Source organism: Cellulophaga sp. BC115SP (assembly GCF_009905545.1).
GTDB classification, from domain to species: Bacteria; Bacteroidota; Bacteroidia; order Cytophagales; family Spirosomataceae; genus Flectobacillus; species Flectobacillus rivi.
In genome coordinates this window covers 41464-67940 of record NZ_JAAALB010000031.1, presented here as the reverse complement: position 1 = coordinate 67940, position 26477 = coordinate 41464, and the positions used below count along the sequence as shown (strand labels likewise).

25 protein-coding genes and 1 tRNA gene are annotated in these 26477 nt (G+C 37.9%); 8 read left to right on the top strand and 18 right to left on the bottom strand.

Annotated elements, in window-relative coordinates:
- Positions 1 to 298: 298 nt before the first annotated feature.
- The 8 genes from GVN22_RS19215 to GVN22_RS19180 all read right to left on the bottom strand — a co-directional run bounded on the left by GVN22_RS19215 (position 299) and on the right by GVN22_RS19180 (position 7489).
- Positions 299 to 1378 (bottom strand): GTP-binding protein, encoded by a 1080-nt coding sequence (locus GVN22_RS19215; RefSeq protein WP_166552632.1) that lies wholly within the window; start codon positions 1376 to 1378, stop codon positions 299 to 301.
- 174 nt (positions 1379 to 1552) lie between these two features.
- Entirely contained in the window at positions 1553 to 1792 is a 240-nt protein-coding gene (gene yidD / locus GVN22_RS19210; RefSeq protein WP_166552631.1) for a membrane protein insertion efficiency factor YidD, read from the bottom strand.
- 64 nt (positions 1793 to 1856) lie between these two features.
- Complete coding sequence (locus tag GVN22_RS19205; RefSeq protein ID WP_166552630.1) at positions 1857 to 3428, bottom strand: Na+/H+ antiporter; 1572 nt, start codon at positions 3426 to 3428, stop codon at positions 1857 to 1859.
- 148 nt (positions 3429 to 3576) lie between these two features.
- A complete protein-coding gene (locus GVN22_RS19200; protein WP_166552629.1) occupies positions 3577 to 4359 on the bottom strand; it encodes a LytTR family DNA-binding domain-containing protein in 783 nt (260 codons plus the stop codon).
- A gap of 2 nt (positions 4360 to 4361) precedes the next feature.
- The gene (locus GVN22_RS19195; RefSeq protein WP_205690964.1) at positions 4362 to 5312 is read right to left on the bottom strand and encodes a sensor histidine kinase; all 951 of its coding nucleotides are present in this window, start codon (positions 5310 to 5312) and stop codon (positions 4362 to 4364) included.
- A 139-nt stretch (positions 5313 to 5451) separates the two neighbouring features.
- Positions 5452 to 6384 carry an SGNH/GDSL hydrolase family protein gene (locus tag GVN22_RS19190; RefSeq protein WP_205690963.1) on the bottom strand — a complete coding sequence of 311 codons (933 nt, stop codon included), beginning with the start codon at positions 6382 to 6384 and terminating at the stop codon, positions 5452 to 5454.
- A gap of 119 nt (positions 6385 to 6503) precedes the next feature.
- On the bottom strand, positions 6504 to 7043 hold the full coding sequence (locus tag GVN22_RS19185; protein ID WP_166552627.1) for an NUDIX domain-containing protein: 540 nt from the start codon (positions 7041 to 7043) through the stop codon (positions 6504 to 6506).
- Complete coding sequence (locus GVN22_RS19180; protein ID WP_166552626.1) at positions 7043 to 7489, bottom strand: DMT family transporter; 447 nt, start codon at positions 7487 to 7489, stop codon at positions 7043 to 7045. The genes GVN22_RS19185 and GVN22_RS19180 overlap by 1 nt, the downstream gene beginning before the upstream one ends.
- A 97-nt stretch (positions 7490 to 7586) precedes the next feature.
- Here GVN22_RS19180 and GVN22_RS19175 point away from each other — a divergent pair, with 97 nt between their 5' ends.
- On the top strand, positions 7587 to 8513 hold the full coding sequence (locus GVN22_RS19175) for a serine hydrolase (protein ID WP_166552625.1): 927 nt from the start codon (positions 7587 to 7589) through the stop codon (positions 8511 to 8513).
- A 41-nt stretch (positions 8514 to 8554) separates the two neighbouring features.
- On the opposite strand, the gene GVN22_RS19170 is transcribed toward GVN22_RS19175, so the two are convergent.
- The 5 genes from GVN22_RS19170 to GVN22_RS19150 form a co-directional block, all read right to left on the bottom strand.
- A tRNA-His gene (locus tag GVN22_RS19170) sits at positions 8555 to 8631 on the bottom strand.
- A 105-nt stretch (positions 8632 to 8736) separates the two neighbouring features.
- A complete protein-coding gene (locus tag GVN22_RS19165) occupies positions 8737 to 9348 on the bottom strand; it encodes a superoxide dismutase (RefSeq protein ID WP_166552624.1) in 612 nt (203 codons plus the stop codon).
- 231 nt (positions 9349 to 9579) lie between these two features.
- Entirely contained in the window at positions 9580 to 10032 is a 453-nt protein-coding gene (locus GVN22_RS19160; RefSeq protein WP_166552623.1) for a nucleoside deaminase, read from the bottom strand.
- Positions 10032 to 11141 carry a chorismate synthase gene (aroC, locus tag GVN22_RS19155; RefSeq protein WP_166552622.1) on the bottom strand — a complete coding sequence of 370 codons (1110 nt, stop codon included), beginning with the start codon at positions 11139 to 11141 and terminating at the stop codon, positions 10032 to 10034. The genes GVN22_RS19160 and aroC overlap by 1 nt, the downstream gene beginning before the upstream one ends.
- A gap of 56 nt (positions 11142 to 11197) precedes the next feature.
- On the bottom strand, positions 11198 to 12646 hold the full coding sequence (locus tag GVN22_RS19150) for a BatD family protein (RefSeq protein WP_166552621.1): 1449 nt from the start codon (positions 12644 to 12646) through the stop codon (positions 11198 to 11200).
- A 250-nt stretch (positions 12647 to 12896) separates the two neighbouring features.
- On the opposite strand from GVN22_RS19150, the gene GVN22_RS19145 reads away from it, so the two are divergent.
- Entirely contained in the window at positions 12897 to 13115 is a 219-nt protein-coding gene (locus GVN22_RS19145; RefSeq protein WP_166552620.1) for a hypothetical protein, read from the top strand.
- A gap of 434 nt (positions 13116 to 13549) precedes the next feature.
- A complete protein-coding gene (locus GVN22_RS19140; RefSeq protein ID WP_166552619.1) occupies positions 13550 to 14065 on the top strand; it encodes an HNH endonuclease in 516 nt (171 codons plus the stop codon).
- A gap of 161 nt (positions 14066 to 14226) precedes the next feature.
- Here the strand turns inward: GVN22_RS19140 and GVN22_RS19135 are convergent, their stop codons facing one another.
- The 5 genes from GVN22_RS19135 to rpmH form a co-directional block, all read right to left on the bottom strand.
- A complete protein-coding gene (locus GVN22_RS19135; protein ID WP_166552618.1) occupies positions 14227 to 14739 on the bottom strand; it encodes a DUF2480 family protein in 513 nt (170 codons plus the stop codon).
- 34 nt (positions 14740 to 14773) lie between these two features.
- On the bottom strand, positions 14774 to 15469 hold the full coding sequence (tsaB, locus tag GVN22_RS19130) for a tRNA (adenosine(37)-N6)-threonylcarbamoyltransferase complex dimerization subunit type 1 TsaB (RefSeq protein ID WP_166552617.1): 696 nt from the start codon (positions 15467 to 15469) through the stop codon (positions 14774 to 14776).
- 138 nt (positions 15470 to 15607) lie between these two features.
- Positions 15608 to 17272, bottom strand: a complete 1665-nt coding sequence (locus GVN22_RS19125; protein ID WP_166552616.1) for a S41 family peptidase — start codon at positions 17270 to 17272, stop codon at positions 15608 to 15610.
- Positions 17273 to 17435: 163 nt separating this feature from the next.
- The gene (rnpA, locus tag GVN22_RS19120; RefSeq protein WP_166552615.1) at positions 17436 to 17822 is read right to left on the bottom strand and encodes a ribonuclease P protein component; all 387 of its coding nucleotides are present in this window, start codon (positions 17820 to 17822) and stop codon (positions 17436 to 17438) included.
- An 84-nt stretch (positions 17823 to 17906) separates the two neighbouring features.
- Positions 17907 to 18062: a 50S ribosomal protein L34 gene (rpmH, locus tag GVN22_RS19115; protein WP_095161102.1), complete on the bottom strand. Its 156-nt coding sequence runs from the start codon at positions 18060 to 18062 to the stop codon at positions 17907 to 17909.
- Positions 18063 to 18334: 272 nt separating this feature from the next.
- Between rpmH and GVN22_RS19110 the strand changes: the two genes are divergently transcribed.
- The 5 genes from GVN22_RS19110 (at position 18335) to GVN22_RS19090 (ending at position 26427) form a co-directional block, all read left to right on the top strand.
- Positions 18335 to 19786 carry a M61 family metallopeptidase gene (locus GVN22_RS19110; RefSeq protein ID WP_166552614.1) on the top strand — a complete coding sequence of 484 codons (1452 nt, stop codon included), beginning with the start codon at positions 18335 to 18337 and terminating at the stop codon, positions 19784 to 19786.
- Positions 19787 to 19861: 75 nt separating this feature from the next.
- Complete coding sequence (locus tag GVN22_RS19105; RefSeq protein WP_166552613.1) at positions 19862 to 21046, top strand: M20 family metallopeptidase; 1185 nt, start codon at positions 19862 to 19864, stop codon at positions 21044 to 21046.
- A gap of 271 nt (positions 21047 to 21317) precedes the next feature.
- Positions 21318 to 21719 (top strand): hypothetical protein, encoded by a 402-nt coding sequence (locus GVN22_RS19100; RefSeq protein WP_166552612.1) that lies wholly within the window; start codon positions 21318 to 21320, stop codon positions 21717 to 21719.
- Positions 21720 to 21762: 43 nt separating this feature from the next.
- The gene (locus GVN22_RS19095; RefSeq protein ID WP_166552611.1) at positions 21763 to 22515 is read left to right on the top strand and encodes a class I SAM-dependent methyltransferase; all 753 of its coding nucleotides are present in this window, start codon (positions 21763 to 21765) and stop codon (positions 22513 to 22515) included.
- A 303-nt stretch (positions 22516 to 22818) separates the two neighbouring features.
- On the top strand, positions 22819 to 26427 hold the full coding sequence (locus GVN22_RS19090; RefSeq protein ID WP_166552610.1) for a M4 family metallopeptidase: 3609 nt from the start codon (positions 22819 to 22821) through the stop codon (positions 26425 to 26427).
- Positions 26428 to 26477 lie beyond the last annotated feature (50 nt).

Genomic DNA, 26477 nt, shown 5'->3' with positions numbered 1-26477 from the left:
GCTTTTTAAGATGGATAAAAATGCAAATGTCTCATTATCAAAAAAATATGCCTACTTAAAAAAGCTGGGTATAGTAAAATAGGAGTCATCCCGAATTTAAGGTTGGGATTATTATCCAAGTTTTCATCAAAAAAAAGGGGCCGAAAATTGTTTTCTGCCCCCTTTTTTTGATACTATCTCGCTAGATTCTACTAGGCTTAAGACGCAAGCATTGCATCTCTACTAATAAAATACCTATTTAAAATAATCACTCATTCACTCAATCTCAATTCACTCAATTTAAGATGACTCATGTTTATTATTTTAGATTGAAAGGCATTTTAAAACTTGGAATATCGACTTGATTTGGGTCACTTTTACGACAATCCAACAACTGTTTTTCTATTAATGACCAAGTGACTGGTTTTAAGGAAATTATCTCAATTCTACTGTCTTTACGATAAGCTATCGAGCATTCATTCGCTGGTTCATCGGTTGTTTTATTGATAAAAGTCCAGTTTTTTTCTCCTATTCTAAATACACCTTTGATTCTTTCGAAGCCTTTTAATGAGTCAATCCAAGCTAATAATTGATTTTTTGAGAAAATTTCGTCTGGATGAAAGACCCAACCACATCCAAAAGTACCCAAAGCACGTCCTTCTCGTTTGATTGGCTTATTAGGTAAAGGTTGTAGATTTTCTTCCTGATTTTCAGTAATTTGTATATTTTCTAGTTGATTTGAATGAGCATTCATATACACCGCTTTACGATGTGGATAAGGCTCTATGTCAAGCCAATCAAGGTCAATTTCGCCTTTTTCCACCGCTGCAATCATGACCTTGGGGGGGAAAAGCGCTTGTGCCCATTTAGCAAATTTTTGAAGCAGTTCATCGCCCGCTAAATCTGCCTTATTAGCGACCAAAACGTCTGCCAGCGTAATTTGATCTTGATACACTTCATCGTCAAAGTACTTATCATTCATTAATTGAATAGGATTGACCAAACAAATAGTCGCACGTAAGTCAATTACTTTTGACAAGAACTCCCCTTGCAATAAATCAATAATAGCTTCGGGGTGCGCTATTCCTGTGGGTTCTATCAAAATACGATGCGGTTTTACCTGACGAATACTTTGCGTAAGGGTAGTCTGTAGAGGTAAGTTTGCAGTACAACAGATACATCCGCCAGCGACATAGCGAACTGCCATTTCTTGACCTTGGCTTTGTCCTTCCATGGGGATATGATCGATAGAGACATCCCCAAATTCGTTGACAATCACGAGCCAGCGTTCATCGGCAGGTTTGTGTCTGAGGATATGTAGAATAGTGGTGGTTTTACCAACACCTAAAAAACCTGTAATGATATTGGTAGGAATTTTATTAAGAATCTTTTTTTCCATAACATAAAAAGGGGTTAGGCAAGAAACACCTAAAGGATTGTGGATTTCGGCATCCAACTAAGAATAGGAAAGATTAAATTAATAATATATCTGTGGAGGATATTGATTGAATTCTTTTGATGAAGGGTTCATTATAATAACTGATATATTGTTCTTCTTTTTACTCACCTATATTTAGTGCTGCTCACCTTTACGAGGTACAGGATCATGCCCACTGCCTCCCCAAGGATGACAAGAGGAAATACGTTTTAGCCCCAGACGAGTTCCTTTCCAAATCCCCCATTCTTGAATAGCCTCAATCATGTATTGTGAACACGTTGGGTTGTAGCGACAAGCATTAGGGAAATATGGAGAGATAATCGCCTGATAAACGCGTACCAATGCAATCAAAAACTGAGCAAACAATTTATACATGAGATTTTTCTGCTGTAAGCAGATGTAAGTAGTTAATCAAGTAAAAAGTTATAAAAAACTTAACTTACCTATACTTCAATTTTTCTTCTTCTAAGTCCAAACGATATAAATGACGACGAACGATACCTTCGTCTACCTCATGGTCTTTGTTCCACTCACGAAGCCATTCTCGTTGATGATTAATCATATCTACATATACCAGTTTACATTCTTGGTCGAGACGAATATTATCAAATTCTTTGCCTTCTTCTTCCCATTTTTCCACAATCTTTTTCAGAATAGGTTGTCTTGTAATTTGTTCTTCATAATTAGCATGCAAATAATCAAGACTTTGGTTTGTCAACCTACGATACATATCCTGATAATGAGATTCGCCAGGCAAAACCTCGTTGTCTCGCAAAAGATTGATTTTCTTTATCAAAATAGGTAAAGTCAATCCTTGAAGCAATAACGTTAGCAAAATCACAATAAAAGTGATAAACAAAATCAAATTGCGTTGTGGAAAAGGTGCCCCATTTTCTAGCGTTTCAGGAATTGAGAGTGCCGCAGCCAAAGATACTACACCACGCATCCCTGCCCAACCTATTACCAATGGAGCCTTATAACCTGGGTTTCTTTTTTCGGCTACAGTAATAAAATTTCGAGCTATTAAGGTAGTCACTACGGCACCATACGCCGATAAAATTCTGCTTACCATCAGTACCACCGTAATCATCACACCGTAACCTATCGCTTCACTTATACTTACGTTTCCAAGTCCTTTCGTAATGGTAGGAAGAGCAAGACCAATAATCATAAATACTAATCCATTGAGCACAAAACAAAGACTTTCCCATACCGAAAAACCTTTGATACGTCCACTACTATTTAAGAAAAGGTGCTTTCGCTGTGCCAAAAACAAGCCTCCGCTTACTACAGCCATAACTCCTGAACTATGTACCGTTTCGGCGGCGATATACATCATATAAGGAGCCACGAGTGTCAAAACAATATCCATATTGACATCGGTCGGTAATAAACGGTGTGCTTTGAAGAAGCCATAAGCTACAGCCAAACCAATACCCACACCTCCAAAGACCATCCAACCAAAACTTAAAATAGCATCGTGCCAAATAAACTGCCCTGTACCCACAGCAATAAGGGCAAAACGAAATACAATCAAACTTGAGGCATCGTTTAATAAACTTTCACCCTCAATAATTGATTGATAACGACTTGGAACGTGTACAAACTTCATAATAGCACCTGCGCTTACAGCGTCGGGTGGCGACACAATACCTCCTAACAAGAAACCCAATGCCAAAGAAAAACCTGGGATATAGCTATTGGCAACAAGCGCCACAACAAATGCTGTAAGAAATACAATCAGAAAGGCAAAACTGGTAATAATCCGCCTCCATTTCCAGAGTTCTTTCCACGAAATAGACCAGGCTGCTTCGGATAATAGCGGTGGTAAAAAGATGATAAAGATTAATTCAGGATCAATTTCGATGTCAGGAACACTTGGAATAAAACTTAAACCAAGTCCACCCAATACCAACAAAATAGGATATGCCACTCTGATTCGGTCGGCGACAATAATCAGAATGATAATGAGTAAAATTAAGGATAAATAAAAAGGAAAATGATGTAACATGCTTGTAGGGCTTGATTTACTTTTAGGTTTGGAATTAGGTTATTCGGGCAAATATCAAAGTATTGATATGTAAATCTGTTTCCAATCTACAAAAAACTCATGAGAATGCTTATAGAGACAACAATAAAGGCGTAGGGAAATGTTCTCCTTACGCCTTTATTGTTACTTGATTTGCCAACCATTTCTTAAACCATGTTACTTTTTCTTTGCTAATAACAATATCAGAGGGTGCTTGGGGCTGGGTTTGGATATTCACACGACTATGTGGATAACTCTCGATGGTAACGACACAGTCTCTGCTAAGTATAAACTGCCTGTTGACTCTCACAAAATAGGCTGGGTCGAGCTGTTGCTCTAAATCTTCTAATTTGTACTCTAAACTGTACTTTTTTCCATCCAATAATTGACCATAAACGATACCTTGGTCAATATAGAAAAAGGCAAAATCCTCAGTTTTAATAGGAAGAAGCTTGTCTCTAAATTTGACTAAAAAACTTTGTCGATAACTTTTTGCAATAAAAGCCTGTTGTGCAAGAAGCGATTGCAACTGAGAATAATGATAAAGCTGCTGATTCTTAAACTTTTGAATCGCAGCCGTAAGCGCTTCTTGATCGATAGGTTTTAATAGATAGTCAATGCTATTAAGCTTGAAAGCCCGAATAGCATATTCGTCGAAAGCAGTAGTAAAAATAATGGGTGTTTCTAAAGTGATTTGTTCATATATTTCAAAAGATACCCCATCTGATAATTGTATATCAGATAAAATCAAATCGGGCATTGTATTCTCCTGAAACCAAGCCAAACCTTCTTCAACGCCTTCAATGATGTGAATAATTTCTACGGGAGTATCTATCTGCCCCAACAAAAATTGCAATTGGCTTGCGGCTGCGGGCTCGTCTTCTACAATGACTATTTTTAGTGGATGATCCATTTTTATGATTGCTTAATCAAGGGTAATCTAACGGTAAATAATGTACCTTTTTGAATCGAAATACTTTTGCCTGTCATAAGTTTATATCGATTGTCTAGGTTGGCTAAGCCAATACCTGTGCCTTCAGCGTGAAGTTTGGGTGAAATCTTATTCGAAACTATGATATGTTCTTCTTCAAATGAAATATCAACTTGCAATGGCTTACTCGATGACACCACATTGTGTTTGATAGCATTTTCTATCAATAACTGAATTGAAAGAGGTAAAATCTGATAAGGTGTGGGCTCTATTGGACTAATATTAATGTGTAAATTATTGCCAAAACGCATTTGTAACAAAAAAACATAATTTTCTACCAATATCAATTCATCTTTTAAACTCACTAACTGTTGTTCCTGCATACTCAACGAATAGCGCAATACCTGCGAAAGTTTTTGTAAATACTCCTGACTTTTGGCGGTATCTTGGTTAATTAACCAACTGAGGGTATTAAGTGAATTGAATAAAAAATGAGGATTTAGCTGATTTTTGAGCGCATTTAATTGAAAAAGCACGTTGTCATGTTTCAATTGCTGGTTTTCGAGTAAAAGTGCATTTTTTCTTTCAGCCTCAATAAGATTTTTGCTCCATAGGTACATCATGACTATCACTACCGCTCCACGCATGATAATCGATGAAATCATGCCCATCCGCACAGGAAGAAATAGGCTGTTGAGCCCTGCCAACATAAAGCAATAACCTATCAATAAGCCACAAATCACAAGCATTTTGAAATGATTTACCCAGATATAGGGTGTTTTCTCCATCAAAACCCCAACTACACTTATCCCAAGCACAAAGCAACAAAATACCTGTACTGTTACATCAATTAAGGCAATTTGCCAATTGTGTAAATGTTCTAAGTTGAGAATAATAATCGGTAAATTGACCAGAAGGGCAGCTAATAGTGCCATCCCTCCTATTACCCGCTTGTATATGAAGTTATTGAGCATGAAAATTTGAGCGTAAACCAATCAAATCTACAAAAAAAATGACTTGACGAATGAGCTTTCTCGGTGAATAGGAAAAGCTTGTCGGTGAAAAGGGTTTTGCTTATTTCAAAAGACTATCTATTTCAATTTGAAGGACTTTTGCTTTTGTGAGAGCTTCATCCATTGGTAAACCCTCAGGCATTTCTGGGCGTGTGTGTTGGGTTGCTCGAAGCCAGGCGTTTTTGAGGATATTATGTCTTGCTTGGATTTTCTGGAAAAGTAATAACAGATTACTTACCGAGCGATTAGGATATAATTCTGTCCAAACCTCTGCATTTTTGGCTTTTTTCAAGCCAAAATAGGTCAACATATTTCTACAGATTATCCAGTGCCCTTGTGAGTTGGGATGCACACCATCAGAGGCGAGCGTAGCATCTGGGTTTTTCTTTTTGGCTTCTTCCAAAGCCTTTTTCATAGGAAAATGAGTGTCAATAACCTCCCATTTTTTTTGAGTAATAAGCCATTGTGCATAGCGATCCATGACCTCAGCGTAGTTGAATGTCGCGTCGTTTTTCTTTTCTTCATAAACCGAAGGTGTCACATGGATAATTTTTGCCCCCATGGCTTCTACTTGCTGATGAAGTTTTTGGATACCTTCCTGAAACTTCAAAAAATGTTCTTCTGAAAAAGGCTGATAAATACCATCGTTGATGCCATAAGTAGCAATAACAACATCTGGATGAATCATTTTCAAAACCCTATCAAGACGCTCAAATAATACTGGGCGAGGGAATCGACCATTGGCGTGCCCTTCTTCAGAAAGCCCCGAAACTGTCTCGCTCGGAAGTCCACAATTATAAAACTCTACCTTACTTTCTGGATTTTGTAAACGATAAATCGTTTCGAATAGCTGGATATATTCGCCTGAATAGGTAATACTATTTCCGAGAAATAATACTTTTTTGACCGAAGGATCAAAAAACTTTTGGCTAAAGCTATGTTGACATAGAAGCATTAGTGCAACCCCAAGAAAGCAAAGAGAGATCTTTTTCATAGTTGTGCGAGGAGAATACATATAATTGAAGCTGTTTAAGCTTTATTTTTTGAAGAGATTAGTGTTAAAGTTAACAATATGTCTCGTCTTTGGCTAGCGATTCTACTTAGCAGTTGAGTTTATTCATCTGTAGCTGATGAGCTTTTTGTAAAATCAAACATTTCGTTGAAAATACCTCTTTTAGCTTGCCAATCTTGTACAGCTCGTCCAGTACCTGCTGGCCAAGGCTTGATTTCTTCAGGTTTTAGACGTTTGTAATCCACCAGTTCTTCCGAAAGTTGGATACTGCCCGTAGCTTTGATGTGATAGGCAATAATCAACTGGTTCATTCGGTGAAATTCATATAGACCTACTAATTCAACGATTTCGCCGTCAAGATTTAGTTCTTCTTTTACCTCACGAATAATTCCCTCTTCGGGTGTTTCTCCAGACTCTAAAAATCCTGTAATGAGGGCATACCATGTGGCTGGCCAAGCGGCATTGCGTGCCAAAATAATTTCTCCTTCATGTTCTACTATGGCGGCTACAACAGGAATAGGATTGTTCCAGTGGACATATCCACATTCACTTTCGTCGGGACAAAAATGTCTATCTCTGCCATCTTTGATTTTATACACGAGTTCTTTTCCACATTGTGGACAAAATTTCATCTTTGTCATTAGAATTTACGAATAAGTACAACACCTGCTAATAATAAAAGTGCCCCCAAGAGGCGTCCTGCTGATATTTCACGTACAGGAAGATTAAATAAACCAAAATGGTCCATTAGTATCGAAATGGTCATTTGCCCAGCTATCACCAAACCAAAAGTTAAGGCTACTCCTAATCGAGGCATTAATACCACAATCGTGCTTACATAAAAAGCGCCTAAGATACCCGCCAACCAAACATACCAAGGCGCTGTACGGAATGCCGTAAATTGTTGCATAGGTATCTGGGTGATAACTGCATAGACAATCAAAACAATGAGCCCTGTGATAAATGAGAGGATAGCCGCCAAAATCGGATGACCAACAATTGCGGCCATTTTGCCATTAAATGCAGCCTGCGTAGGAAATACAGCCCCACAAAGAAAAGCTAAGAAAATAAAAATGAATTGTTGCATTTTATAGGTACGAGAGAGATTGTAATTGCTCGATAAATAGTAAATTGGTTGAAAGGCGTTTGCCTTTTATAAACTTTTAACAATTTCATCAAAAACTATGAGAAAAACATTTTACCTCAAGATTCTGTTCATTTTATTTTCTTCTCAACTCTTTGCCCAAGCTCCCACGAATTCTTTCAAAACGGATAAAGCACTGGAGAAAAAGCTTCAAGTTCTCGTGAATAACTTTCAAGGTGTGGCGGGCATTTATGTGAAACATCTGAAAAAAAACACGGGCGTTGCTATTCAAGCAGATACCGTTTTTCCAACGGCAAGTATGATTAAGGTGCCTATAACCATTGGGTTGTTCAACAAAATCGAGAAAGGCGAATTGGATTATCACGCGATTCTTACCTACAAAGACTCCCTTTTGTATGCGGGAGAAGATATTTTAGGATCGTTTAAGGATGGTGAAAAAATCGCTTTGAGCAAAGTTGCTATGCTGATGATTACTACTTCTGACAACACCGCCAGTCTTTGGTGTCAGGCTATGGCTACAGGTACAGCTATCAACGAATGGCTAGCTGCTAATGGTTTTGAAAATACTAGGGTCAATTCGCGTACTGCTGGTCGTGAGTCCTATCGTAAAATTTATGGCTGGGGACAAACTACCCCTAGAGAAATGGCTGAATTATTAGTAAAAATTAGAAAAGGGGAAGTAATTAATCCTGCTGCTAGCGAGCGTATTTACCGCAATATGGTGAGAATTTATTGGGATGGCGAAGCACTAAGTCAAATTCCTCCAACGATTCAGGTGGCATCTAAACAAGGTGCAGTAAATCAGTCAAGATCTGAGGTATTTTTAGTAAATGCTCCTTCTGGTGACTATGTAGTTTGTGTTACCACTAAAAATCAAAAGGACGAATCATGGACGAGAAATAATGAAGGGTATCAATTATTAAGAAACGTTTCAAAAATAGTTTGGGAGCATTATGAGCCTAAATTCCAATGGACAGCACCAGCAGGAATAGAAAAATGGTACTGATTGGGGTAAAATAAAAAAGGTTATCTTTTCAGATAACCTTTTGGGGAGAATGATGGGGCTCGAACCCACGACCCTCGGTACCACAAACCGATGCTCTAACCAACTGAGCTACACTCTCCGTGTTTTTTAGTGATGCAAAATTAGGTATTTTATCACTATTAGGCAATACTTTGAGGCTTTTTTTTACAAAAAAAATCAAAGTATTGCCTAAGTTTTTGATTATCTAGGCTTTAGCTGATTGGTATCTAGCTTCAGCGATATTCCAGTCAATTACATTCCAGAATGCGTCGATATAATCTGGGCGTTTGTTTTGGAACTTCAAGTAGTAAGCGTGTTCCCAAACGTCTAAGCCGATTACAGGAAAACCTTTAACATCAGCTACGTCCATCAATGGGTTGTCTTGGTTTGGCGTAGAAGAGATAGCGATAGAACCATCTTTTTGAGCTACTAACCAAGCCCAACCTGAACCAAAACGACTGATAGCCGCTTTTTTGAATTCAGCTTTGAACTCATCGAAAGAACCAAATTTAGCATTGATAGCTTCAGCCAATGCACCTACTGGAGCTCCACCACCGTTTGGAGAAAGAATATTCCAGAACAAGTTGTGGTTGAAGTGACCACCGCCGTTGTTACGAACTGCTGGTGAAAGCGTGCTGATAGAAGCCAAAAGCTCTTCCAAAGACTTACCTTCTAATTCTGTACCTGCTACAGCAGCGTTCAAGTTTGTTACGTAAGCATTGTGGTGACGGTCATGGTGGATTTCCATTGTCAATGCATCAAAATGCGGCTCCAACGCGTCGTTAGCGTATGGTAGTGGGTCTAATACGAATGCCATTTTTTTAAGTTAATTAAGTTAATTGAGTTTAAAATATATCTGTTGAGTACTTTAGAAATAGACTGTCCAATGAATCATTTAGGCTGATACTACAATCTATAACTAAGTTGTCTTTGTTTTTGACTATGAGTCTTTGTCTAAAAAACTGCCTTCAGTGGCTATAAGTTCCTCTAGAGGGTGTTTATTAAGGAAAATCTAAGAACTGAATGAGCCAATGGTATGAAGAATATGCTAACGTAGTTTTTTGAAAAAGCTTTTAAGCATAGCTTCACATACCTCTTGCAATACGCCTGTGATGACTTGTGTTTTGGGATGATAAATTTTCGGACTCACTTTGGAGCAACCTCTTTTATCGTCCATGGCACCAATGACAATTTTGCCTATTTGAGACCAATACAAAGCTCCTCCACACATAATACAAGGTTCGAGTGTCACATACAAAGTACAATCTCGAAGGTATTTTGCTCCAAGAGTATTGGCCGCTGCCGTTAGCGCCAACATTTCAGCATGAGCGGTTACATCCTGTAAGAGTTCTGTCTGATTATGTGCTTTAGCAATGATGGTGTTTTGACAAACGACCACTGCTCCTACTGGAATTTCCCCTTTTTCCATGGCTATCTCTGCTTGGTAAAGTGCCAATTGCATAAAATACTCATCTGAAAAAAGGGAATTATTCTTTTGCATTAAAACTCTAATTTTTCTTCTTGTTCATACGCCAATCCTTGTGTGGCACGGTTACGAAGGTAAAAGTCTACCAAAACCAAAGCAGCCATTGCTTCTACAATAGGTACTGCACGTGGTACTACACATGGGTCGTGGCGTCCTTTGCCAGAAACCGTAACGGTATTACCTTCTTGGTCAACGCTCGCTTGGTCCTGCATAATGGTTGCGACTGGCTTGAAGGCTGTTCTGAAGTAAATATCAGCACCATTTGAAATACCACCTTGGATACCTCCAGAATGATTGGATTTGGTTTTTACTTGTTCATCTTCGATAAAAAACTCGTCGTTGTGCTCAGAGCCGTACATTTCTACGCCAGCAAAACCACTGCCATATTCAAAGCCTTTTACAGCATTGATACTTAACATGGCTTTACCAAGTTCGGCATGAAGTTTATCAAATACTGGTTCGCCTAATCCAACTGGTGTTCCTGTTACCACGCAGTCCACAATTCCTCCAATTGAATCTCCTTTTTTACGAGTTTCATCAATATAATCGAACATTTCTTGCGCCAAGGCTGGGTCTGGACAACGAACAGCATTTTCTTCTGCCAATGCCAAGTTGAGCTCCTGATAAGATTTTTCTAATTTTAACTTACCAACTTGCGAAACGTAAGCTTTGATATCTATACCAATATTTTTTAATACCAACTTTGCCAAAGCACCTGCTGCAACACGGGCAACCGTTTCACGAGCTGAGCTACGACCACCACCACGATAATCACGGACGCCATATTTGGCTTGATAGGTAAAGTCAGCGTGCGAAGGTCTGAATTGTTGAGCAATATGTGAATAGTCTTTCGAACGTTGGTCGCCATTCCAAACCAACATAGCGATTGGCGTACCTGTGGTTTTTCCTTCAAATACACCTGAAACTACCTGAAACTCATCGGCCTCGCGACGTTGCGTTGTAATACGTGACTGCCCTGGCTTACGGCGGTCTAACTCACTTTGAATAAATTCAGCATCAAAAGGAATTCCTGCTGGACACCCATCTACCACTACCCCAACTGCTTGTCCGTGCGATTCACCAAAAGTGCTAATTTTAAATAATTTACCGTATGTACTGCTCATTTTTTGAATGATTTGACTCGTGGCAAGGGGTACTTCAAATTGCCCATGAGTCGATGTTATTGTCTGGTTCTCTTGCCTGGTAAAAACAGATAAATTAATCCTGCCAGCATAATGATAATGATGATATTTGCTTCGTTTTTGAGAAGTCTCACCAAGTTGCTTGTTCCTTCGGGTGTCGAGATATTCTCTAGTCCATCATAAATCGTCGAATTTTCAGCATTAGGAGTATCTACTGTACTAATAGTTCGACCCTTCGTATGGATTACCACCTTGGGCTTTAGCGTATCATATTGAGCTGTAGTTGGATTGAAAAATATCCAGTTGAAATACTTTGACATTGCAAAGTTACCAGCCTGTTTGGGAATAATATGAAAAGTAAAAGATTTTGTGCCAATAATTTTACTGCCTTGTGGCGATACAATCGAGTTAATATCAGGTTGGAAAAAGTCAAAGGTGCTATCATTTTTAACTTCAGGCAAACGAATTACAGAGATGTTTCCATCACCAATAATTTGAATTTGATAGTCGATAGATTGCCCTGTTTGGGCTTTATTATTACTGATATTTTCTTTTAAAGAAAAGTTACCAACGGATACTTGCTGTTTGAGTGGATGAGAAGGTAAATCTTTAGGTTGTATAGTAAAAGCCTTACTCGAAAAAGTAACATAATTACGTTTTTTAGATTCTTTTTCGTCAAAGTCTTTTAACAAACGAAGGCTTGCAGAAGGAATACTAATTTTCTTGTTATTAAGCGGATAAAAAGTTGCCTGATAAAACTTGTATTGTGTGTAGGTTTTACCATTCAATTTTACAGTTGAAGTCTGCGTTTCCGTAAGTCCAAAGCTCTCTTCCCAACAACTTTCAGGTTTTATTTTTTTTATAATTTCAGGAATCTGAATGTTATTTTGATCAAATTGAATATCGGCAGTATTGTTCTCTGCAACGTAAAAGGCCAGTGTTAAAGTGAAGTTTTCTCCTACATAAGGCGCTAATTTATTGGTACTTATTGCCAAAAAAGCATTTTCTTTTACATTCACTAAGTCTTTTTGATTGCCTTCAGCTACAGATGTCAAGGCTTCCTCATTCTCCGTTTCAGGATTAGGGTTGGCCACAGCTTTATTGACAATCACAACTACTCCCTCATTTTTGATTTCGGTGCCATTAACCAGTACTTTAAATGGTTTGATTTTTAACGTACCTTCTTTTTTAGGCTGGTAATTTTGGGTAATATTATAAGTTACAGTAGGTTGTCCATTAATGACCGAACGGGCAATAGACTTAGAATATCCTCGTTTGGTAAATTCTATCAATTCAGGAAATTTACATTCAGGAAAAGGCTGGTCAGGATTTGTTTTTACCACAGCTGTTATGGTAAAAAATCCATCCATCGTGATCGTCTTTTCACCCAAAACAAGCGTAGGCGTATTTTCCTGAGCTATTAGAGAATAGCTGAATAAAAAACAAAATAATATTGGAATATTGATATATTTATTTGTAAATTTCACCGTTTTTCGTCAATAGATACTATTTTATGGGTTTTGAATGATTTACTGTTTTCAATTCTAGATTTATTCGTTGGCGAATATGACACACTAAAATGAAAACTTTGAGTTTGGGATGAAGAAATGCCTATGTGTCTGAAGTGCTAATTGTTAAGCAATTTACGACTTTTAGCTCAAGAAGACACTATTCAATCCTAAATAACCGTTTAACCTAATAACTTAAAAACCAAGATTATTAAATCTAATTTAAACTATGACAGCTTTAGACTATGTCAAAATGATACTTGAGAAAGTAAGTTTTGATGCAAAGTTATTTGAAAAAGAGCTAAGAAAGGCAATTAAAAACTTAGCCATCGATGAAATTAAGTTCTTGCATGAATGGTGTTTTGAAAGATATGGCAAGACTTACGAGAAGTTAATCACTAAATGCTTTAATCGTTTGAAAAGGAGGATACCTCTGAGGCTAACGTAGTTTCTATACAATCTTATGACACAATAAATAGGTCTGTATCCCAGTGTAACAACTTCGATACAGACCTTTTTATTTGAAGCTATAGGCTTTTAATAAATTTAGGATAGCACTTTTGTTACGTATATAATCAATTCATTAGCAAATGATTACGGTAAAACTATTTTTTGAATATACGAGTTGTATTATTGAGATTTATCATTAATTTGCAAATATCTGGAAAACTCAATGGTTTAAGAAAACTACTATTTCTGAATAGCTGCTTCCGTTTTGTTTTCATCCTTCTGTTAGCCTTGTGCGATTGAATTTTACTAAAATAAGCATGTTTCATAACAACTATATATTCCAACATCTCAAGCGTTGAGGTCATTAGTAGAGGTAACTGACAAAATACCTTCGGCTGATGACCATATTGTTCACTAAAAATTGAATTAGTTATGGGTCGGAAAGTCTTAGTATTGAATCAAGATTACACTGCATTAGCCGTTTGTTCTATTCCCAAAGCATTTTTGTTAGTGTACCTAAATAAGGCCGATTTGGTGGCTGAATCCGAAAACGAGCAATTACATAGTATTTCTCAGGCTTTTCCTATGCCTTCGGTTATTCGCCTTCACAAGTATATTTATATGCCTTATAAAGGTGTCATTTTGTCTCGTCAAAATATCTTCCGTCGTGACCACAATGTATGTCAGTACTGTGGCTCCAAAGATGACCTTACTCTCGACCATGTTATGCCAAAGTCACGTGGTGGACGTACTACATGGGATAATCTCACGACAGCCTGTCGAAGATGTAATTCAAAAAAAGGAGATTTAACACCCGAAGAGGCTAATATGCCACTCAGAAGTAAGCCATTTAAGCCCTCATTTATTATGTTTCTTCGAGATTTGGGCGGAAGCCTAGAATCAAGTTGGATTCCATTTTTGGGAAAAAGAGAAAAGGCAGTATTTTAATTTGAAAATTTGAAGAGGTGATGATTTGAAGATTTGAAAAATAGTATTTGTAGTTGAATACAAGTACAAAAATACCATAAACAAGTAGCAATCGCATAAAGTGTTGCGTTGTCTTATAAAATCATTTTCAAATCTTCAAATTTCCATATTTTCAAATCTCTTTATTTTTTCTTGTAAAGAGGCACAGTACTACATGGCTCGCCAAACATGAGGCTTTTGACGTGAGGCATGAGCTTTTGAGTGATTTCTACATACGCTGATGTAGGAACAGGTACTTTTGAACAGCCTTTTACCACTACTCTTGCGTCTACATAATCCAAAGGATTGATTTTGGCAATAGCGTCATAGTATAATTTATCTTCTAGTTGCTCCAAATTGCCATATACTACAGCATTGGCAAACGGACTTAGTTTAAGTGCCAAAAGCATATAAGCCCATGTCGGAATAATAGCGTCTTCTGAACAAATAACAGCTACATTTTTGCCTTCATAAATCGACCAATCATGATTTTTGAGAAACTCACGAAAATCTTTTTCTTTCAAAATCATTCCCATGAATAGATTGTCTTTCAGGTCATAAATCACTCTTTCGCCTTGATGATAATAATCCTCAAGGTCGAGTGTAACCAATCCACTGCTGGCTACTTTATTGATAATTGGGTCGTCTAGTTCCATGATAATAAAACTTAAGATTCATGCCTAACAAATGTTAGGCTTTGTTTTGGGCAGCTTTGGGCGTTGTTCCAACAAAGTCTTTTAAATAGAAAGGCTCAAAACTCACCACATTTTCAAATGCTTGTTCTTGAAAAGCCTTGTGAGCTAATACACCTACTGTGCGAGCTGACGGATATAACTCTGTATTTGGGAAATGGGCATTAGGATGAGCAATTTGGCTTTTGCACTTGGCAGCACCATCTCCAAAAAATACAATAGGCTGTTTTTCTAACAATGAGATAAAAGCTGTTTCGTCAATAATTTTGGCCTCAATTTCACTAATTGTTCCCATTTCGGTATTCCAAACACCACAGTAAACTTCCATGCGACGCGCATCAATCATCGGGCAAAGTAGCGTATCAGCACCGTACATATCTTTGAACTGTGCGGCCATGGCTTCGAGGGTATTTACTGATAATAAAGGCTTGTCTAAAGCAAATGAAAGCCCTTTTGCCGTAGATACGCCAATGCGCAAGCCTGTATAAGAACCTGGTCCTTTGGCAACAGCAATGGCATCGAGTTGTGAAAGCTCATAGCCAGCTTGTTTAACTACATTTTCAACCAATGTAGTCAACATACCTGAATGCGATTTTTCAGTAAATAATTCAGACAGACCTAATAGTTTGCCTTCTTTGTGTAATGCTACAGAACAAACTTTGGTCGAAGTATCGATACTAACTATCAGAGACATAATGATTTGAGATTTCGCTTTGCGAATGTTTTTATTGGTGAGTGGGTTAAAATCAATATCTCACTCTATCTAAACAAAAATGTGCTTGAGAATTGCTCCCCAAGCACACAAATTTACGAAATATTTATAGCCAGAATACTATTTCTTTCCTTTCAAGATATTGTTATAGCGATTCATATCGCCAAATAACTTAAGGGCTGCTTGTATTTCTGGGTCTTTAGCAAATGACTGCTCACGAGTACCTTTCTGCAAATAATAATGTACCACAATTTCTTGCTCCAAAGCTGTTTTGATTTCATCCTTAAACTTCATCATATCAGCTTCTTTGTTGTGTGAAAGCTTTGTACGCAAAGCTTTCAACTGGTCGGCTACAGCGTCATAATATCTTTCTTTTTTAGCAGAAGCCTCAAGTTCATTCAAGTCTTTTTCAGCCTGAGTGGTATAATCAAAAGTTTGTGTAGCGGCCCATTTGACAAAATCTTGATATTCGGCATCACTCAAAGAAAATTCTTTGGCAGGCTTAATCGTTGGATGCTCAAAATGGTATTTGATAGCATAATCAAACAAAATCAATCTTCCTGACAATGATTGGGTTACTACCGCAGGAGTTGGTTTTTCGACTTCAACATCAGGTAAAATTCCACCACCATCATAAACAGTACGACCGCTACGAACGGTTTTGAAAGCCGTCATGAGCGAATCTGGCACTTTACCAACACTACCATCGGGGTTGCGGTGACTGTAGTCAATTGCTTGAATACAACGACCACTTGGGATATAGTATTTGGCAGTAGTTACTTTGAGTTTGGTATTGTAAGGTAAATCACGAGTGATTTGCACCAGACCTTTTCCATAACTTCTTTGTCCAACCAACACTCCACGATCGTAGTCTTGAATTACACCAGCGACAATTTCAGCAGCCGAAGCACTTCTCGAGTTGGTCAACACCGATATAGGCATATCTACATCTACAGCTGCTTTTACCCCCGAATAGGTTTTGTTCCACTCTTCGACTTTTCCTTTGGTTGAAACAATTTCTGAATCTTTTGGTAAGAAAATATTACAAATATCTACCGCCATATTCAAGAGACCTCCAGGATTTTCTCTCAAGTCAAGAATGAGTTTTTTCATGCCTTTTTCCTTCAATTCAGCAAATGCCTGACGAACTTCCTTGGCAGCGGTGGTATTAAAATCCTTGAGGTCTATATATCCTACTTCGTCGTTAATCATACCGTAGTAGGTAACATTTTTCATTTTAACGACATCGCGCGTGACACTAATTTCTTCTAGTTTATTGCTACCGTAGCGTTTTACGGTAAGTTTTACGACAGTTCCCGTTTGCCCTTTGATGAGCTTGCCAGGGTCAATACCTTTTTTACTAAGTTCAATACCGTCTACTTTTATAATTTCGTCGCCAATACGCAAGCCTGATTTTTCAGCAGGAGTTCCTTCGTCGATAGCCATCACGGTAATACGTCCCGAACGATTGCCCGTTACAATGCCAATGCCATTATACTTGCCAGTGGTCATAGTCATGTAGTCCTCAATATCGTCTTCGGCATAGAATACGGTATATGGGTCAAATGACTTCAACATGGCGTCGATAGACATTTTGATAGTACGATTTGGATTTATTTCGTCGACATAATAGCGATTTAGCTCCTTGAAAAGCGTAGCATAGATATCAAGGTTTTTGGCAATTTCAAAAAAACGCTCTCCTTGGTCGGTAAATGAAGCAAGAGATAAACTTCCAACAAGAGCAGAAGTCGCCAAAAGGGCTCGGTAAGGTCGTTTTAATTTCATAATAGGATTAATTCAGCTTTCTTTCTACACCAATAAGAATATAACGAAGCCAAAGCGATTGTGTTATTTTGTAGGACAAAAAACTTTAGGCTGTAAGCTTAGTCATTAGGGAAGTACAGCTTTTAGCTTAAGGCATATTGCTTAAAGCATATTGCGGGTAAAATTACATTTTATGCAAAATACTCTTCATCGACTTTTCGATTTTAGCAAAATCTTCGATTTTTTTACCAATATACACAAAAGCGATGGATGCTGGTAGAGGGTTGTCCTTTTTTTGAAGCAGGATAGATTTGTTGAGACGATAAGCTTCTCTGGTGCGACGTTTGACTAGATTACGGTCAACGGCGTGTTTGAAATAGCGCTTAGATACAGAGATAAGCATCTGAGGAAGTGCGGGTTCTGTATTTTCGTTAGGTAATTCTTGTAGAAAATAAGAAACACGAAAAGGGTAGAGAAAAACCGATTTGGTGTTTTCACTACCCTTGTCAAAGAGGGAACCAATTACCTTCTTACTGGAAAGTCGTTCAGATTTCTTTAAAGTTGCTTTCATGCAAAGTCTCATGTAAGTGTCTCTGGAATCGCGTTGAGCAACTGTTCACACGATACTTGAAACACGAAACGCAGAAACTTTGTATTATTTACCTCTCTTCTCGTCTGAAACTGTCAATTTGTGTCTTCCTCTTGCACGGCGAGCTGCCAATACACGGCGACCATTTGCAGTTGACATTCTTTCACGGAATCCGTGCTTGTTTTTTCTCTTTCTTACCGATGGTTGAAACGTTCTTTTCATTGCTATTGAAAATTGAAATGCCTTTTACAATATGAACTGACTGATTTTCAGAGATATTTTGGAAAATTATCAAAGGATGTCTGAAGTATCAGTGAAAATTTTCAAAATACAAAAATCTTTTGCCCCGAAATTAGGAGTGCAAAGGTACTTAATTATTTTTTAATTGCAAACTACTTTTACAAAAGATTCTAAATGCTTGGAGGTTGATTATGAGTTACTTTGGATTCTTTGTGAATAATAGTACCTTGCGGCTTTAGCTATATCAATAAAATATGAGATACAAAATTTATGCAGAAAATCCACAAAACCATTTCTTGACTGTAGAATTGGCGGTGGAGAACATTACATCTGACCGTATAAAAATTCAATTACCTGCTTGGCGCCCGGGACGTTATGAGCTACAGAATTTTGCTAAAAATATTCAACAGTTCGAAATTTTTGACGAACAGCAAAACCCCGTGGAGTTTCATAAAGTAAACAAAGACCGCTGGAAAGTCTATACCAAAAATATCTCAAAATTAACTATCAGACTTCGTTATTACGCTTATATTCAGCATCCTAATGGCGTTTTTGCTAATGCGGGCAGCTCATACGTAGATGAAAATACGATGTATGTCAACTTCGTAAACTGTTTGCCTTATGTAAGTGGGCGTATGCACGAGCCTTGTACCGTTGAGCTTGGTATAACCGATGAGTATAAAATCGCTTGTGGGATGCCAATAGAAGGAAAAACTTTGTTAGCACAAGATTACTATCAGTTGGTAGATTCTCCAGTATTGGCAAGTCCATATTTACAGTGTCAAACGTATAAGGCAGCGGGTATTCAATTTTATGTTTGGTTTTTGGGAAATTATCAGCCAAACTGGGAGAAAATTCTTTCAGATTTTGCTCGTTTTTCTGAAAAACAAATTGATATCATGGGAGATTTCCCCGAAAAAGACTACCATTTTATCAACTGGATATTGCCTGTAGCCTTCTATCATGGCGTTGAGCATCGTAATTCAACCATGATTGTACTGGGTCCAGATACTGAGGGAGATGGTTTATATACAGATTTATTAGGAGTAAGTTCGCATGAGCTATATCATGCTTGGAATATTTGTAAGATTCGTCCTGTGGAGATGATGCCTTACGATTTTACTAAAGAAAATTATTTTCCCACTGGTTTTGTAGCAGAAGGTGTTACGACGTATTTGGGGGATGTTTTCTTAAAACAGTCAGGTGTATTTTCGTTAGATGCCTATTTGAATGAGTTTACTACGACCATTCGCCGCCATTTTGAACAAGATGGACGTTCGCCAATGTCATTGGTTGAGGCTTCGATGGACTTGTGGCTTGATGGTTATAGCGCTTCGATTCCTAATCGTCGTGTATCAATTTATAACAAAGGAGCGGTTGTTGCCTTTTTATTGGATGGTTTGATTCGTGAAGCAACGCAACATCAAAAATCTATTCATGATGTCATACGATTGATGTGGGAAAAATTTGGAGATTCTGGATTAGGGTATTCTTTATTCGATTATAAACAATTAGCTGAGCAAGTATTTGGAGGTAGTTTGGATACCTATTTTGCAGAATGTATTACTGGAAATATTCCTTTGCAAGAACAAGTACAAGTACGCTTGGCATGGTACGGAATTGAGGCTAGTTTCGACGAAAACCTACGCCTCACGGTAGGACAAGTAGATAATGATAATGAGAATTTACGTAATTGGTTGGGCTAAAGGCTAGTTGTGATGTAACTTTGCTATCTAGTTTGGTTGAATAAAGACCCATTGCTACTCGAAATATTTAGAAAAATGAAAGATAAAATTAAACAATTAGCTGCATCCATGGCGGGTGAGTTTGTGGCCAATCGTCGTTATTTGCACACAAACCCAGAGCTTTCGTTCCAAGAATTTAATACACAAAAATACGTAGCCGAACAGCTAAAATCGATGGGGATTACTCCTACCGAAATTGCTAACACAGGCTTAGTTGCAACCATCGAAGGTCGTAATCCTGATAAAAAAGTGGTGGCTTTGCGTGCCGATATGGATGCTTTACCGATTGTCGAAGCCAATGATGTACCTTATAAATCACAAAATCCTGGTGTAATGCACGCTTGTGGGCACGATGTGCATACGGCTTCTTTATTGGGTACTTCAAGAATTTTGAGTCAACTCAAAAATGATTTTGAAGGAACGGTAAAGTTGGTATTTCAACCCGCTGAAGAAAAAGCCCCAGGTGGTGCCAGTATTATGATTGAGCAAGGAGCATTACAAAACCCTGCCCCTCACAAAATGTTGGGACAGCACGTGGCTCCTAATATTCCTGTTGGAAAAATCGGTTTCCGCGAAGGAATGTATATGGCTTCAGCAGATGAGTTATATTTAACTGTAAAAGGAAAAGGTGGACACGGAGCAATGCCTGAAAACTGTATCGACCCTGTATTGATAGCTTCGCATATCATTGTGTCGATGCAACAAATTATTTCTCGTAACCGTAACCCTCGTTATCCTTCAGTATTGACTTTCGGAAAAGTAATTGCCAACGGAGCAACCAATGTTATTCCAAATGAGGTATATATCGAAGGTACTTTTAGAGCGATGGACGAGCAATGGCGTGCTGAAGGCTTGGAAAAAATCAGAAAAATTGCCGAACTAACTGCCGAAGCTATGGGTGGAACATGTGAGGTATTTATCCAAAAAGGGTATCCTTTCTTGCAAAACGAACCAGAATTAACACGCCGTATGAAAGGTGCAGCGATTGATTATATGGGGCAGGAAAATGTGATTGATTTGGATATTTGGTTGGCTGCTGAGGATTTTGCCTTCTATACACATCATGTAGATGCTTGTTTCTACCGTTTAGGAACTCGCAACGAAGAGCGTGGCATTATTTCGGGAGTACATACGCCAACATTTGATATTGATGAAAATGCGCTAGAAATTGGTGCTGGTTTAATGAGCTGGTTGACCGTTCAAGAGTTACAGACGCTATAAACTTTATTTTTCTCAAATACAACTATATGAATATCGGGTAGAGTGTATAACTTTACCCGATATTTTTTTAGATACCCGATTCCTAAATAAGAATGTACGAAGGATTTCAAACTATTTCAGATTTGGGATTTCTGATTTCGGAAATATGAGAGGTATGTCTTTATTTTTTTCAAAATATAGGAACTTACACTTCCGAAATCCAATATCCCATATCCGAAATAAACAGTTTTTATAATCCTTCGTACAGTACTAAGTCCTAAACATGGATTCTATGAAAAAACTTATACTCTTTAGCTTCATTTTTGGCGTGTTTGCCTGCAAAAGTATTCCGAAAGAACAAGAAATTACCGTTGGTTCGGGTGGTGGATTTGCTAATTTATGGCAATCTTATACCATTAAACCTTCTGGAGAAATTCTTTATCGAACCAATAAAAGCGACTCCTTAAAGGTTATTCAGAAGCTGACAAAAGCTCAAACCCAAAAAATATTCAAGGCTGTACAAGGGCTTCATCTGGATAGCTTGTCACAGAATGAAACGGGTAATATGAACCATTATCTCGTTTTTTCGGAGGGTAAAAAATTCTCTTACAAAACCCAATGGACCAATCCTAAGAATGTGAATGATTCTATCAAAACATTTTATCAGTCACTGATGGATAAAATCAAAAATTAGGATTGAAAATAAATAAAAACATTTAAGCAATCTCAATGTATTTATGCTTCCCAAAGACAGATTTTCAACACAAGCCAATTTATACGCCCAGTTTCGCCCGACTTATCCACAGGAGCTTTATGATTTTATCTTTCAATATGTGGATAAGTTTGAAAATGCTTGGGATTGTGCCACAGGTAATGGTCAAGTAGCAAGAATTTTAGCCCAAAAGTTTCAGAAAGTCGAGGCTACTGATATTAGTCAAAAGCAGTTAGATAATGCTTTTCAGGCGAGCAATATCCATTATCAAATCTCGCAGGCTGAAAAAACGCCTTTTGCAGATGCTACATTTGATTTAATCACAGTAGGACAGGCTATTCACTGGTTTAATTTTGAAGCTTTTTACCAAGAAATCAGACGAATTGCAAAGCCTAATGCGCTATTAGCTTTCTGGGGATATGGCACTTTATTGATTGAAGAATACCCAACTTTGAATCAAGATTTTCAACATTTTTATCAAGAACAAATTGGTTCGTATTGGGATGGCGAACGTGGTCATATCGACCAAAAATACACTACGATTCCTTTTCCTTTTGAGTCTATTCCAACACCTGAGTTTTCGATGCAATATTTTTGGAACTTTGACCAGTTGGAAGGGTATCTAAACACATGGTCGAGCGTCCAAAGATACATACAGCAAAATGGCAGTAATCCTGTTACGGAGTTTATACAGCGATGTAGAGAGAAATACACGGAGAATTTGACGTTTCAAGTAAGCTTTCCGATATTCTTGAAAGCAGGAAAAATTGAGCAATAATATAAAAAGTGCTTGCTTTTCATGTTTGTCTGTATTTCTATAAATACAGCCTTATACGCCAAACAGTAAGCCTATTGCGTATTAATAATAATTCATAACTAGTAGTGTACGAAGGATTTCAAACAATTTCAAATTTGGGATTTCTGATTTCGGAGATAAAGTAAAATACCTTTATTTCTTACAAAATATAGAAGATTATACTTCCGAAATCCAACATCCGATATCCGAAATAAACAGTTTTTATAACCCTAATTCATAACTCAATTCTGCACTATAAATTAGGTCCGTTAATTCTTTTGTCTTATGAAAAAAACTTTACTTTTCATGGCCTTGCTAGGATGCATATCTACAGCACAGGCGCAAAAAACTTTCAAGCAAAAATCTAAATCAGGGCAAGGCACAAGTCCAAGTTTGCCCATGGTTGATTTTTCGAAGAGTGTAGAACCTTCTTCTTTTTCTCGCTATAATTTTCAGTATTCGAATAGTGTTTTTCGAGAAAATTTGATGGCTAAAAAAGATGGTTTGAGTATTTCGAGAGATGAAAATGGTATGCCATCGTTTATCGTGGGTAAGCCCAAAAATCTTTCTTCTAATACTACAACCAAAGCAGGGCGATCTTCTGAAGCCTCGGCAGCTTACAGCTATTTGTCGGCTGTTCAGAAGTATTTACATTTCAAAAATGTAGAAGAGGAATTTGATGTGAATCAGATTGAGAATGATAACCTTAATCAAACTCATATCCGTGTACAACAGATGTATAAGGGCATTCCTGTGTATGGGGCTCAAATTATGTTGCATACCAAGGACGATGCCGTAGAGGTTCTGAATGGTAAGCTTTACCCAACACCGAGCTTGGCTTCAACTGAACCTAGTATGGGAACTGAGCAGATTGCTTCGGTGGCTCTTCAGGATGTTCAGCAACAAACCAAATTTCGTACTTTGAGTTTTGCCGAAAAAGCTATGCTGAAATATGAAAAGCCTCAGTCAAAGCTTTTTGTTTATCATAAAAACGAATCAGTAAACGATCAACACTTGGCTTACGAAGTAGTGGTTCGTCCTAACTTTTTGGAAAGATGGATTTATATGATAGATGCCAATTCGGGCGAAATTTTAGATAAGTATAGCTATACCTGTACGCTCGATGGACCACAAAAAGCCAATGCTGTAGATTTGAATGGTAAAACACGTTCTATCAATACCTATTTGGTTGGCTCAAGCTACTACATGATTGATGCCTCAAAAAGTATGTACAAAGGCGGAACAATCAATGTCGAAAATCCGCAAGGTGTTTTATGGACGCTCAATGCGGCTGGTTCATCTGTAAATGATGTAACAGTACGTCAGGTATCTTCTACCAACAATACTTGGACAAATACAGAGTCCGTTTCGGCACATTATAATGCCAGCTTGGCGTATGATTATTATGAAAAAACCTTTGGTAGAAAATCTTTAAATGGAAAAGGAGGTAGTATTATCTCCCTAATCAACTTGACTGATGAAGATGGCAAAGCGATGGACAATGCTTTTTGGAATGGTGAATTTATGGGCTATGGTAGAGGAGCAACCATGTTTAAACCCTTAGCAGGAGGACTTGACGTAGCTGGACATGAAATGACTCACGGGGTGGTCGAAAATACAGCCAACTTGGTATATCGTGGACAATCAGGTGCGATTAATGAATCGATGGCAGATATTTTTGGAGCCATGATTGACCGTGATGATTGGTTTATGGGCGAAGATGTAGTAAAAGGTTCTAAACCATTAAGAGATTTATCAAATCCAAACCAAGGCGGTTCGAGCCTTCGAGATGATGGTTTTCAGCCTGCCAGCATGAATCAATATTATACAGGTTCAGAAGATAATTATGGAGTGCATATCAACTCTGGTATTGTCAATTATGCGTATTATCGCTTTGCAACATCTATTAACTCAAAGGAAAAAGCAGAAGCTGTATATTATCGTACCTTGACGAAATACTTGACCAGTAGCTCAAAGTTTCTTGATTTGCGTCGTGCTGTGATTCAGTCGGCCACAGATTTGTATGGGACAAATAGTACCGAAGTAAATGCTGCCAAAAGTGCTTTCGATGCAGTTGGTATTACCGACTCGAATCCACCAAATACAACGCCAAATACAGGAACTACCACGCCAGTTCCAGCGCCATCCAATGATGTTCCGACTAAAAAAGGTTCTTCTTTTATCTTGAGTTATGACCCTAAAGACAAATCATTGTATGTGTTGGATACGGTTGTAAATACTAGCACGTATGTTTTGATTGCTAAAAATATTGTGCTGAAAAACAAACCAAGTGTTACCGATGATGGCAAATATGCCTATTTCGTAAAACAAGATAATGGTATCTATCGCATTGATTTAAGTACTGTAAAGACTTTCTCTCCTAACGACCAAAGCTCAACCATCAAGCAAGAACTTATTTCTGCCGCGGGTTGGGATAATGTGGCGGTTTCGAAAGATGGTAAGCGCTTAGCCGCTATCACGACCAAAGTCGATACCAGTATTTATGTTTATGACCTAAGTGCTTCAGGAAGTTCTATTCCTGGGCGTAAGTTTAGATTGTATAATCCAACCTACTCAGGTGTAAAAACAGGTCAAGTGCTATATGCAGATTCATTTGAATGGGATTATGATGGCGAAAACTTAGTTTATGATGCCTTTAACCAGTACAAAACTGCTACTAATTCTAAAATTGAATATTGGGATGTAGGCTTCATTAATGTTTGGAATAATCAAAAAAATACCTTCGGAACAGGTGTTGTCAATAAACTCATCAATGATTTGGTCGAGGGAGAAAACGTTGGTAGTCCTGCTTTTTCTAAAAACTCTACCAATATGTTAGCCTTTGATTATTTCTATTCAGATAGTCAAGGGGATGATTATGCCGTTTTGGGAGTCAACTTATCTCGTCCTTCCGACTTACAAATTACAGCCATCAACAATACCATTGGTTATCCAGAATTCTCAAGAAGCGATGATTATGTGATTTTTAATGCCCTAGATGCTAAAACGGGACAAGAGAATACGGATATTATTCAACTAGACAAAAACGACAAACGTGTGGGTATTGCTTCTACGCAAAAGACATTAACGCAAGAATCCTCTTTTGCTGTTTGGTACACAAACGTAGCTCGTACTTTGCCGCAAAAGAAATCTCAGGCTTTAACTATTACCAAAGTTCCAGATAAAACGGTTGGCGACGCAGCCTTTACTATTACAGCAAGTTCCAATTCAGGATTAAGTGTGATAACGTCTGTACTGGGAGGACCTGCTTCTATTTCTAGTAATAGAATTACGTTAAACGGAACAGCGGGACGTGTACGCTATGGAGCTTATCAGGATGGGAATACGCAGTATTATGCCGTTTCTCAGATAGACTCATTCTGTGTCAATCCTGCAAAACCTACCATTTCAGTGGTGAAAAAGACTGATGCCAACGGTGATTATTGGGAATATACTTCAAGTGCTACCACTGGAAACGTATGGTACAGAAATGGTACAGTTTTGAGTGACCAAATAGGTCTCCGCTCAATTGCAGTGACTTCGGGTTCTAGTTTTACGGTACAGGTCGTAACAACTGATGGTTGTAAAAGCGTGATGTCGGATGCTCGTCAAGACGCTCCAATTGGCAAAGTTTTAGGTTTTGAACCACTGGATAGCAAAGGCGTTATAGTTTCTCCGAATCCAATACAGGATATGACAAAAGTGCAAGTTGGTACTCAAAACAGAATCGAGTCTATCCATGTCATTAATACCAAAGGAAATATTTTACAAATGATAGAAGGTAACCGACAAAACGAGCAATTGATTAATCTTCAATCGCTTCCAGCTGGTAATTATATCTTAGATGTAAAAACTAAAGAGGGTGATGGAAGACAAAAAGTAATCAAATTGTAGGTTCTTAACACCTCTATTTTGCGAAATAACATTACCGTACAAAGGCGTTA